General features: G+C 37.5%; 31 protein-coding genes. All 31 read left to right on the plus strand.

Annotated elements, in window-relative coordinates:
- Nucleotides 1–500: 50S ribosomal protein L3 (gene rplC / locus AACZ92_RS14965; protein WP_339702966.1), on the plus strand; the 500-nt coding region annotated here is incomplete at its 5' end.
- Nucleotides 500–1,129, plus strand: a complete 630-nt coding sequence (gene rplD / locus AACZ92_RS14970) for a 50S ribosomal protein L4 (protein WP_339702969.1) — start codon at nt 500–502, stop codon at nt 1,127–1,129. The genes rplC and rplD, both read left to right, overlap by 1 nt.
- Nucleotides 1,130–1,136: 7 nt before the next feature.
- On the plus strand, nt 1,137–1,427 hold the full coding sequence (gene rplW / locus AACZ92_RS14975; RefSeq protein ID WP_117157692.1) for a 50S ribosomal protein L23: 291 nt from the start codon (nt 1,137–1,139) through the stop codon (nt 1,425–1,427).
- 29 nt (nt 1,428–1,456) lie between these two features.
- Nucleotides 1,457–2,281: a 50S ribosomal protein L2 gene (rplB, locus tag AACZ92_RS14980; RefSeq protein WP_117157691.1), complete on the plus strand. Its 825-nt coding sequence runs from the start codon at nt 1,457–1,459 to the stop codon at nt 2,279–2,281.
- Nucleotides 2,282–2,284: 3 nt separating this feature from the next.
- Nucleotides 2,285–2,563 (plus strand): 30S ribosomal protein S19, encoded by a 279-nt coding sequence (gene rpsS, locus AACZ92_RS14985; protein WP_339702974.1) that lies wholly within the window; start codon nt 2,285–2,287, stop codon nt 2,561–2,563.
- Between the two features lie 6 nt (nt 2,564–2,569).
- Entirely contained in the window at nt 2,570–2,977 is a 408-nt protein-coding gene (gene rplV, locus AACZ92_RS14990) for a 50S ribosomal protein L22 (protein WP_339702977.1), read from the plus strand.
- A 5-nt stretch (nt 2,978–2,982) separates the two neighbouring features.
- Nucleotides 2,983–3,696 carry a 30S ribosomal protein S3 gene (gene rpsC, locus AACZ92_RS14995; protein WP_117157688.1) on the plus strand — a complete coding sequence of 238 codons (714 nt, stop codon included), beginning with the start codon at nt 2,983–2,985 and terminating at the stop codon, nt 3,694–3,696.
- Nucleotides 3,697–3,714: 18 nt separating this feature from the next.
- Nucleotides 3,715–4,134 carry a 50S ribosomal protein L16 gene (gene rplP, locus AACZ92_RS15000; protein WP_117157687.1) on the plus strand — a complete coding sequence of 140 codons (420 nt, stop codon included), beginning with the start codon at nt 3,715–3,717 and terminating at the stop codon, nt 4,132–4,134.
- A 17-nt stretch (nt 4,135–4,151) separates the two neighbouring features.
- Complete coding sequence (rpmC, locus tag AACZ92_RS15005) at nt 4,152–4,343, plus strand: 50S ribosomal protein L29 (RefSeq protein ID WP_117157686.1); 192 nt, start codon at nt 4,152–4,154, stop codon at nt 4,341–4,343.
- A 17-nt stretch (nt 4,344–4,360) separates the two neighbouring features.
- Nucleotides 4,361–4,621, plus strand: a complete 261-nt coding sequence (rpsQ, locus tag AACZ92_RS15010) for a 30S ribosomal protein S17 (protein ID WP_117157685.1) — start codon at nt 4,361–4,363, stop codon at nt 4,619–4,621.
- A 2-nt stretch (nt 4,622–4,623) separates the two neighbouring features.
- The gene (gene rplN / locus AACZ92_RS15015; protein WP_117157684.1) at nt 4,624–4,992 is read left to right on the plus strand and encodes a 50S ribosomal protein L14; all 369 of its coding nucleotides are present in this window, start codon (nt 4,624–4,626) and stop codon (nt 4,990–4,992) included.
- Nucleotides 4,993–5,003: 11 nt separating this feature from the next.
- Complete coding sequence (rplX, locus tag AACZ92_RS15020) at nt 5,004–5,318, plus strand: 50S ribosomal protein L24 (protein ID WP_117157683.1); 315 nt, start codon at nt 5,004–5,006, stop codon at nt 5,316–5,318.
- 2 nt (nt 5,319–5,320) lie between these two features.
- On the plus strand, nt 5,321–5,872 hold the full coding sequence (gene rplE, locus AACZ92_RS15025; RefSeq protein WP_339702992.1) for a 50S ribosomal protein L5: 552 nt from the start codon (nt 5,321–5,323) through the stop codon (nt 5,870–5,872).
- Between the two features lies 1 nt (nt 5,873).
- Nucleotides 5,874–6,143, plus strand: a complete 270-nt coding sequence (gene rpsN, locus AACZ92_RS15030; protein WP_339702995.1) for a 30S ribosomal protein S14 — start codon at nt 5,874–5,876, stop codon at nt 6,141–6,143.
- Between the two features lie 59 nt (nt 6,144–6,202).
- Nucleotides 6,203–6,604, plus strand: coding sequence for a 30S ribosomal protein S8 (gene rpsH, locus AACZ92_RS15035; RefSeq protein ID WP_339702998.1), 402 nt, complete (start codon nt 6,203–6,205; stop codon nt 6,602–6,604).
- Nucleotides 6,605–6,619: 15 nt separating this feature from the next.
- Nucleotides 6,620–7,162 carry a 50S ribosomal protein L6 gene (rplF, locus tag AACZ92_RS15040; RefSeq protein WP_339703001.1) on the plus strand — a complete coding sequence of 181 codons (543 nt, stop codon included), beginning with the start codon at nt 6,620–6,622 and terminating at the stop codon, nt 7,160–7,162.
- 11 nt (nt 7,163–7,173) lie between these two features.
- A complete protein-coding gene (gene rplR / locus AACZ92_RS15045; protein WP_339703004.1) occupies nt 7,174–7,530 on the plus strand; it encodes a 50S ribosomal protein L18 in 357 nt (118 codons plus the stop codon).
- 5 nt (nt 7,531–7,535) lie between these two features.
- Nucleotides 7,536–8,060, plus strand: coding sequence for a 30S ribosomal protein S5 (gene rpsE, locus AACZ92_RS15050; protein ID WP_117157677.1), 525 nt, complete (start codon nt 7,536–7,538; stop codon nt 8,058–8,060).
- Between the two features lie 12 nt (nt 8,061–8,072).
- Complete coding sequence (gene rpmD, locus AACZ92_RS15055; RefSeq protein ID WP_117157676.1) at nt 8,073–8,252, plus strand: 50S ribosomal protein L30; 180 nt, start codon at nt 8,073–8,075, stop codon at nt 8,250–8,252.
- Between the two features lie 10 nt (nt 8,253–8,262).
- Nucleotides 8,263–8,715 carry a 50S ribosomal protein L15 gene (rplO, locus tag AACZ92_RS15060; RefSeq protein WP_339703009.1) on the plus strand — a complete coding sequence of 151 codons (453 nt, stop codon included), beginning with the start codon at nt 8,263–8,265 and terminating at the stop codon, nt 8,713–8,715.
- Nucleotides 8,716–8,728: 13 nt separating this feature from the next.
- On the plus strand, nt 8,729–10,078 hold the full coding sequence (gene secY / locus AACZ92_RS15065; protein WP_339703012.1) for a preprotein translocase subunit SecY: 1,350 nt from the start codon (nt 8,729–8,731) through the stop codon (nt 10,076–10,078).
- A 96-nt stretch (nt 10,079–10,174) separates the two neighbouring features.
- Complete coding sequence (gene infA / locus AACZ92_RS15070) at nt 10,175–10,390, plus strand: translation initiation factor IF-1 (protein WP_116695298.1); 216 nt, start codon at nt 10,175–10,177, stop codon at nt 10,388–10,390.
- Between the two features lie 36 nt (nt 10,391–10,426).
- Nucleotides 10,427–10,543: a type B 50S ribosomal protein L36 gene (ykgO, locus tag AACZ92_RS15075; RefSeq protein ID WP_013305171.1), complete on the plus strand. Its 117-nt coding sequence runs from the start codon at nt 10,427–10,429 to the stop codon at nt 10,541–10,543.
- A 3-nt stretch (nt 10,544–10,546) separates the two neighbouring features.
- Nucleotides 10,547–10,921, plus strand: coding sequence for a 30S ribosomal protein S13 (rpsM, locus tag AACZ92_RS15080; RefSeq protein WP_339703019.1), 375 nt, complete (start codon nt 10,547–10,549; stop codon nt 10,919–10,921).
- An 11-nt stretch (nt 10,922–10,932) separates the two neighbouring features.
- Nucleotides 10,933–11,337, plus strand: a complete 405-nt coding sequence (rpsK, locus tag AACZ92_RS15085) for a 30S ribosomal protein S11 (protein ID WP_117157673.1) — start codon at nt 10,933–10,935, stop codon at nt 11,335–11,337.
- A gap of 91 nt (nt 11,338–11,428) precedes the next feature.
- Complete coding sequence (gene rpsD / locus AACZ92_RS15090; protein WP_339703022.1) at nt 11,429–12,034, plus strand: 30S ribosomal protein S4; 606 nt, start codon at nt 11,429–11,431, stop codon at nt 12,032–12,034.
- 21 nt (nt 12,035–12,055) lie between these two features.
- Nucleotides 12,056–13,048, plus strand: coding sequence for a DNA-directed RNA polymerase subunit alpha (locus AACZ92_RS15095; RefSeq protein ID WP_339703025.1), 993 nt, complete (start codon nt 12,056–12,058; stop codon nt 13,046–13,048).
- A 65-nt stretch (nt 13,049–13,113) separates the two neighbouring features.
- Nucleotides 13,114–13,590 (plus strand): 50S ribosomal protein L17, encoded by a 477-nt coding sequence (rplQ, locus tag AACZ92_RS15100; RefSeq protein ID WP_339703028.1) that lies wholly within the window; start codon nt 13,114–13,116, stop codon nt 13,588–13,590.
- Between the two features lie 135 nt (nt 13,591–13,725).
- The gene (gene carA / locus AACZ92_RS15105; protein WP_339703031.1) at nt 13,726–14,847 is read left to right on the plus strand and encodes a glutamine-hydrolyzing carbamoyl-phosphate synthase small subunit; all 1,122 of its coding nucleotides are present in this window, start codon (nt 13,726–13,728) and stop codon (nt 14,845–14,847) included.
- Nucleotides 14,844–16,130: a phosphopyruvate hydratase gene (gene eno, locus AACZ92_RS15110; RefSeq protein WP_339703034.1), complete on the plus strand. Its 1,287-nt coding sequence runs from the start codon at nt 14,844–14,846 to the stop codon at nt 16,128–16,130. Before carA ends, eno begins: the two co-directional genes overlap by 4 nt.
- Nucleotides 16,131–16,318: 188 nt before the next feature.
- On the plus strand, nt 16,319–17,190 hold an 872-nt coding region (locus tag AACZ92_RS15115), incomplete at its 3' end, for a citrate/2-methylcitrate synthase (protein ID WP_339703037.1).

Raw genomic sequence — 17,190 nt, forward strand, 5'->3', positions numbered from 1 at the left:
GAACCGAAGAGGTTGACGGGTACAAAGCCCTTCAACTTGGTTTCGATGACAAAAAGACTGCTAATAAAGCCTCTGAGGGCCATGCTAAAAAAGCTGGAACTGTTGCTAAGCGTCGTGTTGTTGAATTCCAAGGATTTGAAGAGGATTTTAAATTAGGTGACAATGTCACCGTTGAACACTTTGCTGAAGGCGAGTTCGTGGATGTTGCAGGAACAAGCAAGGGTAAAGGATTTCAAGGAGTTGTAAAACGTCACGGTTTTGCTGGTGTGGGTCAAGCTACGCACGGTCAGCACAACAGGCTAAGAGCTCCTGGTTCTATTGGTGCAGCATCGTATCCTGCGAGAGTTTTCAAAGGAATGCGAATGGGTGGCCAAATGGGAAGTGAAAAAGTGAAAGTACAAAACCTAAAAGTGTTGAAAGTAGTTCCTGAAAAGAATTTACTTGTAGTGAAAGGCTGTGTGCCAGGTCACAAAAATGCTTATGTAACGATTCAGAAATAATGAAGGTAGCAGTATTAAATAAAACCGGAAAAGACACAGGTAGAAAGATAGAGCTTTCTAAGGATGTGTTTGGAATAGAGCCTAGTAAACACGCTGTATATCTTGATGTAAAGCAATACCTTGCCAATCAAAGACAAGGTACGCATAAAGCAAAAGAGCGTGCAGAGATTGTGGGGAGTACTCGCAAGATTAAAAAACAAAAAGGTACGGGTACCGCTCGTGCTGGTAGTATAAAGTCGCCTATTTTTAAAGGTGGAGGTAGAGTATTTGGTCCAAGACCAAGAAACTACTCCTTTAAATTGAATAAAAGTTTAAAACGTTTAGCGCGCCGTTCGGCCCTAACAATGAAGGCAAATAATAAGGCGATTGTTGTGTTAGAAGACCTGCAAATGGATGCTCCAAAAACAAAAGATTTTACTTCAGTTCTAAAGAGTTTAGGGTTAGAAGATAAAAAATCTTTGTTTGTGTTGGGAGAGTCAAATAATAATGTATATTTGTCGTCTCGCAATTTGAAAGGAACTGAAGTTGTAAGTAACTCACAATTAAGTACTTATCAAATAATGAATGCAAACAGTATTGTGCTGTTTGAGGGTTCTTTGGAAGCAATTGAACAAAACTTAAGTAAATAGAAGCAAGATGAATATCTTAATAAAACCTATTATTACGGAAAAAGCTACAAAAGATGCGGAAGATAATAACCGTTACGGATTTGTAGTGAACCCACAGGCGAACAAGGTAGAAATCAAAAAAGCAGTTGAGGCTGCTTATGAAGTTTCTGTTGAAAAAGTTCGCACAATGAATGTCCGCCCGGATCGCCGAACTCGTTATACGAAAACAGGCATCCAGACTGGTAAAACAAATGCTTATAAAAAAGCAATTGTACAGGTGGCGGAAGGTGATACAATAGATTTTTACAGTAATATGTAAGCTGTTGCTTACATTAAATTAGACAAAACATGTCAGTAAGAAAATTAAAACCTATCACTCCTGGACAGCGATTTAGAGTTGTAAATGGGTATGACGCCATCACAACTGATAAGCCGGAGAAAAGTTTACTTGCTCCGATAAAAAAGTCCGGAGGTAGAAACAGTCAAGGAAAGATGACTATGCGCTATTTAGGTGGTGGTCATAAAAAGAGATATCGAGTAATCGATTTTAAGCGCGACAAGCAGGGAGTTCCTGCTACTGTTGCAACAATTGAATACGATCCTAACCGTACTGCGTTTATTGCATTAGTTAATTACCAAGATGGTGAAAAACGATATGTAATCGCACAAAACGGTCTTCAGGTAGGGCAAAATATCGTTTCAGGTGAGAAAACTACACCAGATATCGGTAACGCAATGACCCTTGCCAATATTCCTTTAGGTACTATTATTTCCTGTATAGAATTACGTCCTGGTCAAGGAGCTGTTATGGCTCGTAGTGCTGGTGCTTTTGCTCAGCTTATTGCTAGAGAAGGGAAATACGCTACTATAAAATTGCCTTCAGGCGAAATCCGAATGATCTTAACTACTTGTATGGCTACAATTGGAGCTGTATCTAACAGTGATCATCAACTTATGGTCGGTGGTAAAGCTGGTAGAACAAGATGGTTAGGTAGAAGACCTCGTACAAGACCAGTGGTGATGAACCCGGTTGATCACCCAATGGGTGGTGGTGAAGGTAAATCTTCTGGAGGACACCCTCGTTCTCGTAAAGGTCTTCCTGCAAAAGGATACAAGACTCGTAAGAGGACTAAAGCTAGTAATAAATACATTATAGAACGTAGAAAGAAATAAGTTATGGCAAGATCGTTAAAAAAAGGACCTTACGTTCACTATAAGTTAGAACAGAAAGTAGAACAGAATGTGGCTTCAAATAAGAAGACCGTGATCAAAACTTGGTCTCGTTCCTCTATGATAACTCCAGATTTTGTTGGTCAAACCATCGCAGTACATAATGGGCGTCAATTCGTTCCTGTATATGTAACTGAGAATATGGTAGGACATAAATTAGGCGAATTTTCACCTACAAGATCATTCCGTGGTCACGCAGGTGCTAGAAACAAAGGAAAAAAATAATAAGCCATGGGAGTTCGTAAAAGAGAAAGAGCAGAGCAAATCAAGGAAGCAAAGAAAACACAGTACTTTGCTAAATTGAATAATTGCCCTACATCACCAAGAAAAATGCGATTAGTTGCAGATTTAATCCGTGGTGAAAAGGTAGGTAAAGCACTTAATATATTAAGATTTAACAAAAAAGAAGCTTCAGGGCGTTTGGAAAAACTATTGCTTTCAGCCATTGCAAATTGGCAAGCAAAAAATGAAGAAGCTTCTGTAGAAGATGCTGATCTTTTTATAAAAGAAATACGCGTAGATAGTGGTACAATGTTGAAGAGACTTCGCCCTGCACCACAAGGACGCGCGCACAGAATTAGAAAACGTTCCAATCATGTTACAATGATACTTGGAGCTAACGATAACACACAAAGCTAATATAAATGGGACAGAAAACAAATCCAATCGGTAACCGCTTAGGTATCATTAGAGGATGGGAATCCAACTGGTACGGAGGCAACGACTACGGTGATAAATTAGCCGAAGACGATAAGATTAGAAAGTACATTCACGCTCGTTTAAGTAAAGCTAGTGTGTCTAGGGTAATCATTGAGCGTACCCTTAAGCTTGTAACCGTTACCATAACCACCGCACGTCCAGGTATTATTATCGGGAAAGGCGGCCAGGAAGTGGACAAGCTTAAAGAAGAGCTCAAAAAAATTACCGGAAAAGAGGTACAGATCAATATTCATGAGATTAAAAGACCTGAATTAGACGCTCATTTAGTAGGTGCTAGTGTTGCAAGACAAATTGAAAATAGAATTTCATACCGTCGAGCAATAAAAATGGCGATTGCGGCTGCAATGCGAATGAACGCTGAAGGTATCAAAATTGAGATCTCTGGACGATTAAATGGAGCTGAAATGGCTCGTAATGAATCGTACAAAGAAGGTCGTATCCCGCTTTCAACATTTAGAGCAGACATTGACTATGCTTTAGTAGAGGCTCAAACTACCTATGGTAAGTTGGGTGTTAAAGTATGGATTATGAAAGGCGAAGTGTATGGAAAAAGAGACCTTTCCCCGTTAGTTGGATTATCCAAAAAAGGAGGAAAAGGATCCGGACGAGGTGGAAACAAATCACGTCGCAGAAAGTAATTTTTTAAAAAGAAGAACATGTTACAACCTAAGAGAACAAAATACCGTAAACAACAAAAGGGTCGCATGAAAGGCAACGCTGGACGTGGACACCGATTGTCTAACGGTACCTTTGGTATTAAATCTTTAGATTCAAAATTTGTGACAGCTCGTCAAATAGAAGCTGCACGTATTGCTGCTACTCGTTATATGAAAAGAGAAGGTTCTATCTGGATTATGATATTCCCAGATAAGCCGATTACTAAAAAGCCTCTTGAAGTACGTATGGGTAAAGGTAAAGGTGCCGTAGAATATTACGCAGCTGTAGTAAAACCTGGTCGAATTATGTTTGAAGTTTCTGGTGTGCCAATGGCAACCGCTAAAGAAGCATTACGTTTGGCAGCACAAAAGCTACCCGTACGAACAAAATTTGTAATGTCTAGAGATTATCAAGAATAATTTTTGAAATTGTCACTATGAAACAATCAGAAATAAAAGAAGCATCAACAGTAGAGTTACAAGAACAACTTGCTGAATCGACTAAGGCATATACAGACCTTAAAATGGCTCATACCATTTCACCGTTGGAAAATCCAATTCAATTAAGAGGGCAGCGCAGAAGCATTGCCAGAATTGCGACCGAACTAACTAAAAGAGAAGTGCAATAACAGTACGAAGCTGAAAGATGGAAATAAAAAGAAACTTAAGAAAAGAACGTATAGGTGTAGTAACCAGTAACAAAATGGAGAAATCCATCGTAGTTGCTGAAACTAAGAAAATGAAACACCCTATGTACGGAAAATTCGTGCTGAAAACGAAGAAATACGTAGCGCACGATGAGACAAACGACTGCAACGAAGGTGATACTGTAAAGATCATGGAAACACGACCTTTAAGTAAAACCAAATGTTGGAGATTAGTAGAAATAATTGAAAGAGCGAAGTAATCATGATACAGCAAGAATCAAGACTTAGAGTAGCAGACAACACCGGTGCTAAGGAAGTACTTACCATCCGTGTGTTAGGCGGTACAAAAAAGAGATATGCTTCCATTGGGGACAAAATTGTAGTTTCAGTAAAAGAAGCTACCCCTAACGGAAACATTAAAAAAGGTGCCGTTTCTACAGCAGTAGTGGTACGTACCGTGAAAGAAGTTAGACGACCAGATGGATCATATATCCGTTTCGACGATAATGCTTGTGTACTTTTAGGCCCTCAAGGGGAAATGAGAGGAACACGTGTTTTCGGTCCTGTAGCCAGAGAGCTTCGTGATAGACAATTTATGAAAATAGTATCATTAGCACCTGAAGTGCTATAATAGATAATAAGATGGCAAAGCTTAAAATAAAATCAGGCGATACAGTAGTAGTTACTGCCGGAGAGCATAAAGGCTCAGAAGGTAAAGTGATGAAGGTGATGCTTGACAAAAACAAAGCAATAGTAGAAGGAGTAAACACGGTTAAGAAACATGAGAAGCCGAGTGCGGCAAATCCTCAAGGTGGAATTTCCGAAAAAGAAGCTCCTATTCACATTTCAAACCTATCATTGGTAGATCCTAAAAGTGGAAAAGCAACACGAGTAGGTTATAGAATGGAAGATGGAAAGAAAGTACGATTTGCTAAAAAATCAAATCAAGTATTATAGTTATGGCATATACACCAAGACTTAAAGAAGAGTACAAGGGCAAAGTAGTAAGCGCCCTTACAGATGAATTTGGTTACACAAACGTAATGCAAGTTCCAAAACTAGAACGCATTGTTGTGTCTCGTGGAGTTGGAGCTGCTGTAGCCGATAAAAAATTGATCGAGTATTCCGTAGAAGAATTATCAAAAATCACAGGGCAAAAAGCTGTTGCAACAATTTCAAAGAAAGATGTTGCCACTTTTAAACTTAGAAAAGGGATGCCTATTGGTGCGAAAGTTACCTTACGTGGTGAGCGTATGTATGAGTTTTTAGATAGACTTATTACAAGTGCATTGCCTAACGTACGTGATTTTAACGGAATCAACGCAACTGGTTTTGATGGAAGGGGGAATTATTCATTAGGAATAACAGAACAAATTATCTTCCCAGAAATCAATATCGATAAAATCAAGAAGATTGAAGGTATGAATATTACCTTTGTAACTTCTGCTGAAACCGATAAAGAAGCGAAATCATTACTAACGGAACTAGGAATACCTTTTAAAAAGAACTAAGATGGCTAAAGAATCAATGAAAGCCCGTGAGGTTAAGAGACAAAAAATGGTAAAAAAGTACGCTGAAAAACGTCAAGCTTTGAAAGAAGCTGGCGATTGGGAAGGTCTACAAAAATTACCAAAAAACTCTTCACCAGTACGTTTGCACAACCGTTGTAAATTGACCGGACGACCTAAAGGGTATATGAGACAATTTGGAATTTCACGTGTAATGTTTCGTGAAATGGCAAACAATGGTTTAATCCCTGGAGTTAGAAAAGCAAGTTGGTAACAACATAAACAGTTAGTAGGTTTGGGAACACCAAAAACCACTATCGTAAATAACTAAAAATGAATATAGATCCAATATCAGATTTTCTAACAAGAGTTAGAAACGCCGTAAAGGCAGGACACCGTGTTGTAGAGATACCCGCATCAAACCTTAAAAAGGAGATTACAAAAATCCTTTTTGATCAAGGGTATATCTTAAGCTATAAATTTGAAGACGATAAAGGGCCGCAAGGAACTATCAAAATCGCTTTAAAATATGATAAGCTTACAAAAGATCCGGTAATTAAAAAGATTCAAAGAATTAGTAAACCAGGTTTACGTAAATATGCAAGTTCTTCAACTATACCACGTATATTAAATGGACTGGGTATTGCAATTGTTTCTACTTCACATGGAGTAATGACAGGAAAGCAAGCTCAAGAAAAGAATGTTGGTGGCGAAGTATTGTGCTACGTATACTAAAATAAAGACTAAGAGATGTCAAGAATAGGTAAAAGCCCGGTAGCCATTCCAGATGGTGTAACAGTAGAAATTAAAGATAACGTAGTTACCGTAAAAGGTAAATTAGGTGAGTTGTCTCAGGAGTTTTCTGAAATAACTATTAAAAATGAAGGCGGAACCATCGTTTTGGAACGTCCTACTGAAGGAAAAGATCACAGAGCAAAACACGGTTTGTACAGAGCTTTAATCAATAATATGATTGAAGGAGTAACAAACGGTTGGACAAAAGAACTAGAATTGGTAGGGGTTGGATACCGTGCCAGTAACCAAGGACAAAAATTGGATTTAGCAATCGGTTTTTCTCACAATATCGTTATGGACATTGCTCCAGAAGTAAAAGTAGAAACCATTTCTGAAAAAGGTAAAAATCCAAAAGTAAAATTAACATCACACGACAAACAACTTGTTGGTCAAGTAGCTGCGAAAATTCGTGGTTTCCGTAAGCCAGAACCTTACAAAGGAAAAGGTGTTAAGTTTGTAGGTGAACAAATAAGAAGAAAAGCAGGTAAATCTGCATAAGATATAACGTTATGGCATTATCAAAAACAGATAGAAGGGAACGTATTCGTTTCAGAATCAGAAAGACTGTTTCAGGAACAGCAGAGCGACCACGTTTGGCTATTTTCCGAAGCAATAAAGAGATCTATGCACAACTTGTGGACGATGTAAATGGAGTTACCATTTCTGCTGCATCTTCAAGAGATAAAGATATTGACGCTTCAAAAGTAAATAAAAGTGAAGCTGCAAAATTAGTAGGAAAGGCAATCGCTGAGAAAGCTCAAAAAGCCGGTGTAGAAACCGTAGCATTTGATCGTGGCGGATACCTGTATCACGGAAGAGTAAAATCATTAGCTGAAGGCGCTCGCGAAGGCGGTCTTAAATTTTAAGAAATATGTATCAAGATTATAAAAACGTAGAAACAGTAAAACCCGGAGGTCTTGACTTAAAAGACCGTTTGGTAGGTGTACAACGTGTAACTAAAGTAACTAAAGGTGGTAGAGCATTTGGATTCTCAGCTATTGTTGTAGTTGGTGATGAAAATGGCGTAGTAGGTCAAGGCCTTGGTAAATCGAAAGATGTTGCCAGTGCAATCGCAAAAGGTATTGAAGATGCCAAGAAAAACCTGGTACGTATTCCTTTAAATAAAGTAACACTTCCACACGAACAAAAAGGTAAATATGCCGGTGCGCGTGTAAACCTATTACCAGCTGCTCCTGGTACTGGTTTGATCGCCGGTGGTGCGGTACGTGCTGTACTAGAGGCTGTAGGGGTTCACGATGTATTGTCGAAATCTCAAGGGTCTTCTAACCCGCATAACGTAGTAAAAGCAACATTCGATGCTTTATTACAATTGCGAAGTGCAGAAACAGTAGCCAAGCAACGTGGTATTACTTTGGAAAAATTGTATAAAGGATAAATACTAAAGAACATGGCAAAAATAAAAGTAACAAAGGTACGCAGCGAGATTAACCGCACGCAAAACCAAAAGAGAACGCTTGAAGCTTTAGGCCTTCGTAAGATGGGTCAAACTGTCGAGCATGATGACACGCCAAATATTCTTGGTATGGTAAATAAAGTGAAACATTTAGTTTCAGTAGAAACTGTTTAAGATATACAAAATGGAATTAAGTAACTTAAAACCTGCAAAAGGTTCAACTCATAAAGACGGGAAACGCGTAGGACGTGGACAGGCTTCCGGTAAAGGTGGTACTGCAACTCGTGGACACAATGGGGCTAAATCTCGTTCTGGATATTCCAAGAAACTTGGATTTGAAGGAGGGCAAATGCCTATTCAGCGTCGTGTACCTAAATTTGGGTTTACAAACATCAACCGTAAAGAGTATCAAGGCATAAACATTGATACACTTCAACAGTTGGTAGATGACAAGAAAATAAAAGATACTATAGACTTTGAAACTATAATGAGTTTAGGTCTTGCTGGTAAAAACGAAATGGTGAAGATTTTAGGTAGAGGTGAGTTGAAAGCAAAATTAAAAGTATCTGCTCATAAGTTTACTGCCTCAGCAAAAGAAGCTATTGAAGCTGCTGGTGGTGAAGTAGTAACCCTATAACTCTAAGATAAGGATGAAATTTATTGATACCTTAAAAAATATTTGGAAGATAGAAGAACTTCGTAACAGGATTATGCTTACGTTGGGTCTTCTTTTAGTGTACCGTTTTGGTGCACAAGTAGTATTACCAGGAATAGATGCTTCACAATTAGGTGGTTTTGCCGGTAATTTTGATTCTGGACTTGGTGGTCTGTTAAATGCATTTACGGGAGGGGCTTTTGCCAATGCTTCTGTTTTTGCATTGGGTATTATGCCTTATATTTCGGCTTCCATTGTGGTTCAATTAATGCAGATAGCAGTTCCTTATCTACAGAAATTACAAAAAGAAGGCGAAAGTGGAAGAAAGAAAATCACGCAAATTACTCGTTGGTTAACTATCGGTATTTGTTTGGTACAAGCTCCTAGTTATTTAGCAGGTCTTCCTGCATTGGGAGTACCTACTGAAGCTTTTATATTGGGTCAAACACCTATGTTCTATATCTCTTCAGTAATTATCTTAGTTACTGGTACGATATTTGCAATGTGGTTGGGTGAAAAAATAACCGATAAAGGTGTTGGTAATGGTATCTCTATATTAATTATGGTTGGTATTATAGCAACATTACCACAATCGTTTGCACAAGAATTTGTTTCTAGAGTTTTAGAATCAAATGGTGGTTTGATTATGATTTTGATTGAATTGGTAATCTGGTTTGTTATTATCCTTGCTTCGGTAATGTTGGTAATGGCAGTGAGAAAAATACCAGTACAATATGCTAGAAGAACCGCTAGTGGAGGATATGAGAAAAATATTTTTGGTGCACGTCAATTTATTCCATTAAAGCTTAATGCTTCAGGAGTAATGCCTATTATCTTTGCACAAGCAATTATGTTTGTGCCTTCAGCTATCGCAAGCATTTCTATGTTTTCAGATAGTAATGTAGCACAATCAGTACAAGCTGCGTTCAGTGATATATTTGGATTATGGTACAACCTTGTATTTGCTACGTTGATCATTATCTTTACATATTTTTATACTGCAATTACAGTGCCTACAAATAAAATGGCAGACGATCTTAAGCGTAGTGGAGGTTTTATTCCGGGTATTAAGCCTGGAGGAGAAACTGGAGAATATTTAGATAGAATTATGTCTCAAATTACCTTACCAGGTTCAGTATTCTTAGCATTAATAGCAGTATTTCCTGCTTTTGTTGTTAAGTTTCTAGGAATCCAACAAGGATGGGCATTATTTTACGGTGGTACATCATTATTAATAATGGTTGGTGTGGCAATCGATACCATGCAACAAGTTAATTCATACTTATTAAATCGTCATTACGATGGTTTAATGAAAACAGGTAAAAACAGAAAAGCAGTAGCATAATATAGAACAATAGTGGATAGAGGATAGAGGATAGAAAATTATTCTGTAAGAAAGATAAATACTACCGACTACCAACTAAATACTAAAAACTAAAAAATGGCAAAACAACCCCCAATAGAACAAGACGGAACAATTGTAGAAGCATTGTCTAATGCAATGTTTAGAGTGGAATTGGAAAACGGTCATATTGTAACTGCGCATATTTCGGGTAAAATGCGTATGCACTATATTAAATTATTACCCGGAGATAAAGTTAAATTAGAAATGAGTCCTTACGATTTAACTAAGGCTCGTATAACCTATAGATACTAATACGGTTTCGTATTAATCTAATTAAAAACTAAACAGATGAAAGTAAGAGCATCCGTTAAAAAAAGAAGTGCCGACTGCAAGATAGTACGCAGGAAAGGCAGATTATATGTTATTAACAAAAAGAACCCAAGGTTCAAACAAAGACAAGGATAAGTTATGGCAAGAATCGCAGGTGTAGATATCCCAAAACACAAAAGGGGTGTAATCGCGTTAACGTATATCTTTGGTGTTGGTAAAAGCCGCGCCCAGGAAATACTGGAAAAAGCCGGAGTTAGCGAAGACAAAAAAGTTAACGAATGGGACGATGATGAAATCGGAAAAATTCGTGAGGCTGTAGGGTCTTTCACAATCGAAGGTGAATTACGTAGTGAAGTACAATTAAGCATTAAGCGCTTAATGGATATTGGTTGTTACAGAGGTATTCGTCACAGATCGGGTCTTCCGTTACGTGGACAACGTACTAAAAACAACTCAAGAACGAGAAAAGGAAAACGTAAAACAGTTGCTAACAAGAAAAAAGCAACTAAATAATACCTAGAGATATGGCAAAGTCTAACTCAAAAAGTACAAAGAAGGTTGTTAAAAAACGTAAAGTAAACGTTGAATCTGTTGGCCAAGCGCACGTAACAGCTTCATTTAACAACATCATTATTTCTTTAACAAACAAGAACGGAGATGTAATCTCTTGGTCTTCTGCCGGTAAAATGGGTTTTAGAGGATCTAAGAAAAATACACCTTACGCTGCTCAATTAGCATCAGAAGATGCTTCAAAAGTAGCTCACGATGCTGGTTTACGTAAAGTAAAAGTTTATGTAAAAGGACCTGGAAACGGAAGAGAATCTGCAATACGATCACTTCACAATTCAGGAATTGAAGTTACCGAAATTATCGACGTAACTCCAATGCCGCATAACGGTTGTCGTCCTCCAAAAAGAAGAAGAGTATAATTTATAATTAATATCAATCTGAAGGAATAAAGAAGATTAGAGGATTAAACGTAAGACCTTAATTTAATTTTCCCTTCAAAAATACTTAGAAATGGCAAGATATACTGGTCCAAAAACTAAAATAGCCCGTAAGTTTGGTGAGGCTATCTTCGGAGACGATAAGTCTTTCGAAAAAAGAAACTACCCTCCAGGGCAACACGGTAACAACCGTCGTCGTGGAAAGAAATCTGAATACGCTATCCAATTAGCTGAAAAGCAAAAAGCAAAATACTCGTATGGTATTTTAGAGCGTCAATTTAGAAACATGTTTAAAAAAGCAACAGCTGCTCCTGGAATTACAGGTGAAGTATTGCTTCAATTATGTGAATCACGTTTAGACAACGTTGTATTCCGTATGGGGATCGCCCCTAGCCGTCGTGCTGCAAGACAATTAGTGTCACACCGTCACATTACTGTAAATGGAGAAAAGGTTAATATACCTTCATACCAAATAAAAGTAGGTGATGTTGTTGCTGTAAGGGAAAAATCTAAAACGTTAAATGCTATCCAAGATTCTTTAGCAAATGCTAACCACGTTTATGAGTGGATTACTTGGAACAACGAAACTAAAGAAGGAACGTTCGTATCTATTCCACAACGTATCCAGATTCCAGAGAACATCAACGAGCAGTTTATCGTCGAATTATATTCTAAATAATAAAAACACACGAGTCACACTATGGCAGTATTTAGTTTTCAGAAGCCTGATAAAGTTATCATGATCAATTCTACTGATTTTGAGGGGAAATTTGAATTTCGTCCCTTAGAACCAGGTTACGGATTGACAGTAGGTAACGCATTAAGACGAGTATTACTTTCTTCTTTAGAAGGATTTGCAATTACTTCGGTACGTATTGAAGGGGTTGATCACGAATTTTCAACCATAGCCGGAGTTGTAGAAGATGTAACAGAAATCATCTTGAACTTAAAACAAGTACGTTTTAAAAGACAGATAGATGAGATAGATAACGAAACCGTAACTGTTTCAGTAAGCGGAGGAGAACAATTAACCGCTGGAGATTTTCAGAAATTCATTTCAGGATTTCAAGTATTAAACCCAGATATGGTTATCTGTAATATGGATAAAAAAGTGAATCTTAATTTCGAGATCACTATTGAAAAAGGAAGAGGATATGTTCCTGCTGAAGAGAACAAGAAAGCAAACGCACCTCTTGGAACCATTTTTACAGACTCTATCTACACACCAATTAAAAATGTGAAGTACAGTATTGAAAACTTCCGTGTAGAACAAAAAACAGATTACGAAAAATTAGTTTTCGAAATCCAAACAGATGGTTCAATTCATCCAAAAGATGCCTTGACCGAAGCTGCTAAAACATTGATTCACCACTTTATGTTATTTAGTGATGAGCGTATCACCCTTGAGGCTGATGAGATTGCTCAAACTGAAACATATGATGAAGAATCATTGCATATGCGCCAGTTGCTTAAAACAAAATTAGTAGATATGGACCTTTCAGTTCGTGCATTAAACTGTTTAAAAGCTGCTGAAGTAGATACCTTAGGAGATTTGGTTTCTTATAACAAAAACGATTTAATGAAATTCAGAAATTTCGGTAAAAAATCACTTACTGAATTAGAAGAATTAGTTAACGTTAAAGGTTTGAACTTCGGGATGGACCTTTCAAAATATAAATTAGATAAAGATTAATACGTCATATTTTGCTCCTCACAACAGTGAGTTTGGTAGCAAGATGATGATTAAAACAAAATGTCATGAGACACGGAAAGAAATTTAATCACTTAGGGAGAAAAACAGCGCATAGAAAAGCGATGTTGGCCAATATGGCTTGTTCTTTAATTGAGCACAAGAGAATTAACACTACAGTTGCTAAAGCAAAAGCTTTAAAGCAATTTGTAGAACCAATGATCACAAAATCTAAAGAAGATACAACGCATAACCGTCGTATCGTTTATAGAAACTTACGCCAAAAAGAAGCGGTAAGTGAGCTTTTTAGAGACGTTGCTGTAAAAGTAGGCGATCGTCCAGGAGGATACACTCGTATTATTAAGTTAGGTAGCCGTTTAGGAGATGCAGCAGATATGGCGATGATCGAATTGGTAGATTATAATACAGTTTACAATGCAGGGAAAGCTACTAAAAAGAAATCTACACGTCGTAGCCGTCGTGGAGGAAGCTCTAAAGCAGCGGCACCAGCAACTAAGACGAAAGCGAATAAAGAAGAAGAATAAAATGATTTTTTATTTGTAAATAACAAAGGGATAAGCAATAAATGTTTATCCCTTTTTTTATATTATTTTTGCATCAATTTACACGGAAGGTACAAAGCACAATTTTTTCACTTGAAACCTGAAATCTTTTCAAATATGAAATACCAAAAAAGAAAAAAAGCAATAATCTTATTAGCAGACGGCACTATCTTTCACGGCAAAGCAGTGGGAGGCCAAGAAGGTTCAGCCTTTGGCGAAGTTTGTTTCAATACCGGAATGACCGGTTATCAAGAAATCTTTACAGATCCATCTTACTTCGGGCAACTAATGGTAACTACCAATGCACATATTGGTAATTACGGGACCACAGAGAGCGAAATGGAATCTGATAGTATTAAAATTTCGGGTTTAATTTGCCGTAATTTAAGTTATAATCACTCACGTCCGGCTGCAGATGATTCTTTAGAAGGATTTTTAAACAAAAACAATTTATTGGCAATTAGCGATGTAGATACCCGTGCTTTGGTAAGCTACATCCGGGATAATGGAGCGATGAATGCGGTAATTTCTACGGAAGTAGATACTATTGATGATTTGAAAAAACAATTAGCTGATATTCCTAATATGAAAGGACTAGAGCTAGCTTCAAAAGTTTCGGTAAAAGAACCTTATTTCTTCGGAAAAGAGAATGCAACCTATAAAATTGCAGCTTTGGACAATGGAATTAAAACTAATATTCTAAGAAACTTAGCCGCTAGAGATTGCTACGTACAGGTTTTTCCTTACGATACTCCTTTAAGTGAAATGGAAGCTTTCAACCCAGATGGCTACTTTTTATCAAACGGTCCTGGTGATCCAGAGCCATTAGATAATGCCATTCAAGTAACAAAGCAAATTATTGAAAAAGGAGAACCTTTATTTGGTATTTGTGGTGGACATCAAGTAATTGCTTTGGCAAATGGCGTTTCAACCTATAAAATGCATCACGGGCATCGAGGTATTAATCACCCTATTATAAACCTAGAAACAGGAAAGGGGGAGATAACATCTCAAAATCACGGTTTTGCAATTAGCAGAGAAGATGCTGAAGCTAATCCAGATATCGAAATAACACATTTGCACCTTAATGATCAAACTGCAGCCGGAATTAAAATGGTTAACAAACCTGTTTTTTCGGTACAATATCACCCGGAAGCAAGTCCAGGACCACATGATGCGTCATATTTATTCGATCAATTTATAACAACCATACAAAACCATAAAGCTACAACAGCATGAGTATAATAATTGACATTATTGCTAGACAAATATTCGATTCCCGCGGAAATCCAACTGTAGAAGTAGATGTAATTACCGAAAACGGCTTTTTAGGTCGTGCAGCAGTCCCATCGGGAGCTTCTACCGGAGAACATGAAGCTGTGGAACTACGTGATGGAGGTGACGATTATATGGGTAAAGGTGTTTTAAATGCTGTAGAAAATGTAAATGGTAAAATAGCTGGAACCTTATTGGGCGTTTCTGTTTTTGAGCAGGAAACAATTGATAAGATTATGATTGATTTAGACGGGACTTCTAATAAATCAAAATTAGGGGCCAATGCTATTCTAGGTGTTTCCTTGGCAGTAGCAAAGGCAGCAGCTTCCGAATTAGGAATGCCTTTATATCGTTATGTTGGTGGTGTAAGTGCTAAAACGCTTCCGGTACCGATGATGAACATAATCAACGGAGGCTCTCATAGTGATGCGCCAATCGCCTTTCAGGAGTTTATGGTTATGCCGGTAAAGGCTAAAAATTTCACGCATGCCATGCAAATGGGTAGTGAAATTTTCCATAATCTTAAAAAAGTATTGCACGACCGTAACCTAAGTACTGCGGTAGGTGACGAAGGCGGTTTTGCTCCAACATTGAACGGAACAGAAGATGCTATTGACACTATCGCAAAAGCAACTGAAAATGCTGGGTATAAGTTAGGTGATGAAGTCATGATTGCTTTAGACTGTGCAGCAGCAGAATTTTATAAAGACGGAAAATATGACTACACTGTCTTTGAGGGCAAAAAAGGAAAAGTACGTTCTTCAGAAGAGCAAGCTACTTACTTAGCTGAATTATGCAGCAAATACCCAATTATCTCTATTGAAGATGGAATGGATGAAAACGATTGGGATGGATGGAAATCATTAACCGAAAAAGTTGGTGATAAAGTACAATTGGTTGGAGATGATTTGTTTGTAACCAATGTAGAGCGGTTGTCAAAAGGTATTTCAGAAAAAATAGCAAATTCAATTCTAATTAAAGTAAATCAAATAGGAACGTTAACTGAAACAATTGCTGCTGTAAATATGGCGCATAATGCCGGGTATACTTCGGTAATGTCACACAGAAGTGGTGAAACAGAAGATAATACTATTGCCGATTTGGCCGTGGCATTAAATTGTGGGCAAATTAAGACAGGATCTGCTTCTCGTAGCGACCGTATGGCAAAATACAATCAGTTATTACGAATTGAAGAACAATTATGCGATGTTGCTTATTATCCGCAACGCAATGCTTTTAAGATTTAATGGAATTCAAAAAATCTAATCAAACCCTCTTTCAATTTTTCTGAAAGAGGGTTTATTTGTTTTAAATACGTTCAAACGCTTGAAATTTAAGGATATTTTAACCTAACAAGCGTTCGTATATGTTAAAAAAACGCTCAATATTTTGTACATTTACATTTCGAAATAATCACAAAAAACTTTTAGAATATATGTCAAAGACAGCAATCCTCGAAATTGATGGCAAAAGTTATGAGTTTCCAATTATCACTGGAAGCGAGAATGAGCAAGCGATCGATATAAAAACACTTAGAAGTGTAACTAACGGTGTAACTACAATAGATCCGGGGTATAAAAATACGGGATCGTGTGAAAGCGCCATTACTTTTTTAAATGGTGAAAAGGGAGTGTTGCGCTATAGAGGATATGCTATTGAAGATTTAGCAGAAAAAGCAGAATTTTTAGAGGTAGCATATTTATTGATATTCGGTGAATTACCTTCTAAATCTGAATTAGCAAAATTTCATGATGATATTAGAGAGCATTCCCATGTTGATGAAGATTTAAAGAAAATTTTAGATGGTTTTCCAAAATCAGCTCACCCAATGGGCGTTTTATCTTCACTTACTTCAGCATTGGTAGCATTTAACCCTTCATCTGTAAATGTTGATAGTGAGGAAGATATGTACAATGCGATTGTTCGTATTTTAGCAAAATTCCCAGTATTGACAGCTTGGGCATATAGAAAACGTGTAGGAAGGCCATTAGATTATGGTGATGATTCGTTAGGTTATGTAGATAACTTCCTTAAAATGATGTTTAAAAAGCCAAATGGGGAGTATAATGCCAATAAAACTGTAGTGGATGCACTTGATAAATTATTGATTTTGCACGCAGACCACGAACAAAACTGTTCTACGTCTACGGTAAGGATGGTTGGTTCAGCACACACTGGATTGTTTGCTTCTTTATCAGCAGGTATCAATGCACTTTGGGGGCCACTTCACGGTGGAGCTAACCAAGCGGTTATTGAAATGCTGGAAGCCATTAAAGAAGATGGAGGCGATACGCACAAGTTTATGCA

Source organism: uncultured Marixanthomonas sp. (genome assembly GCF_963974425.1).
Lineage (GTDB): Bacteria > Bacteroidota > Bacteroidia > Flavobacteriales > Flavobacteriaceae > Marixanthomonas.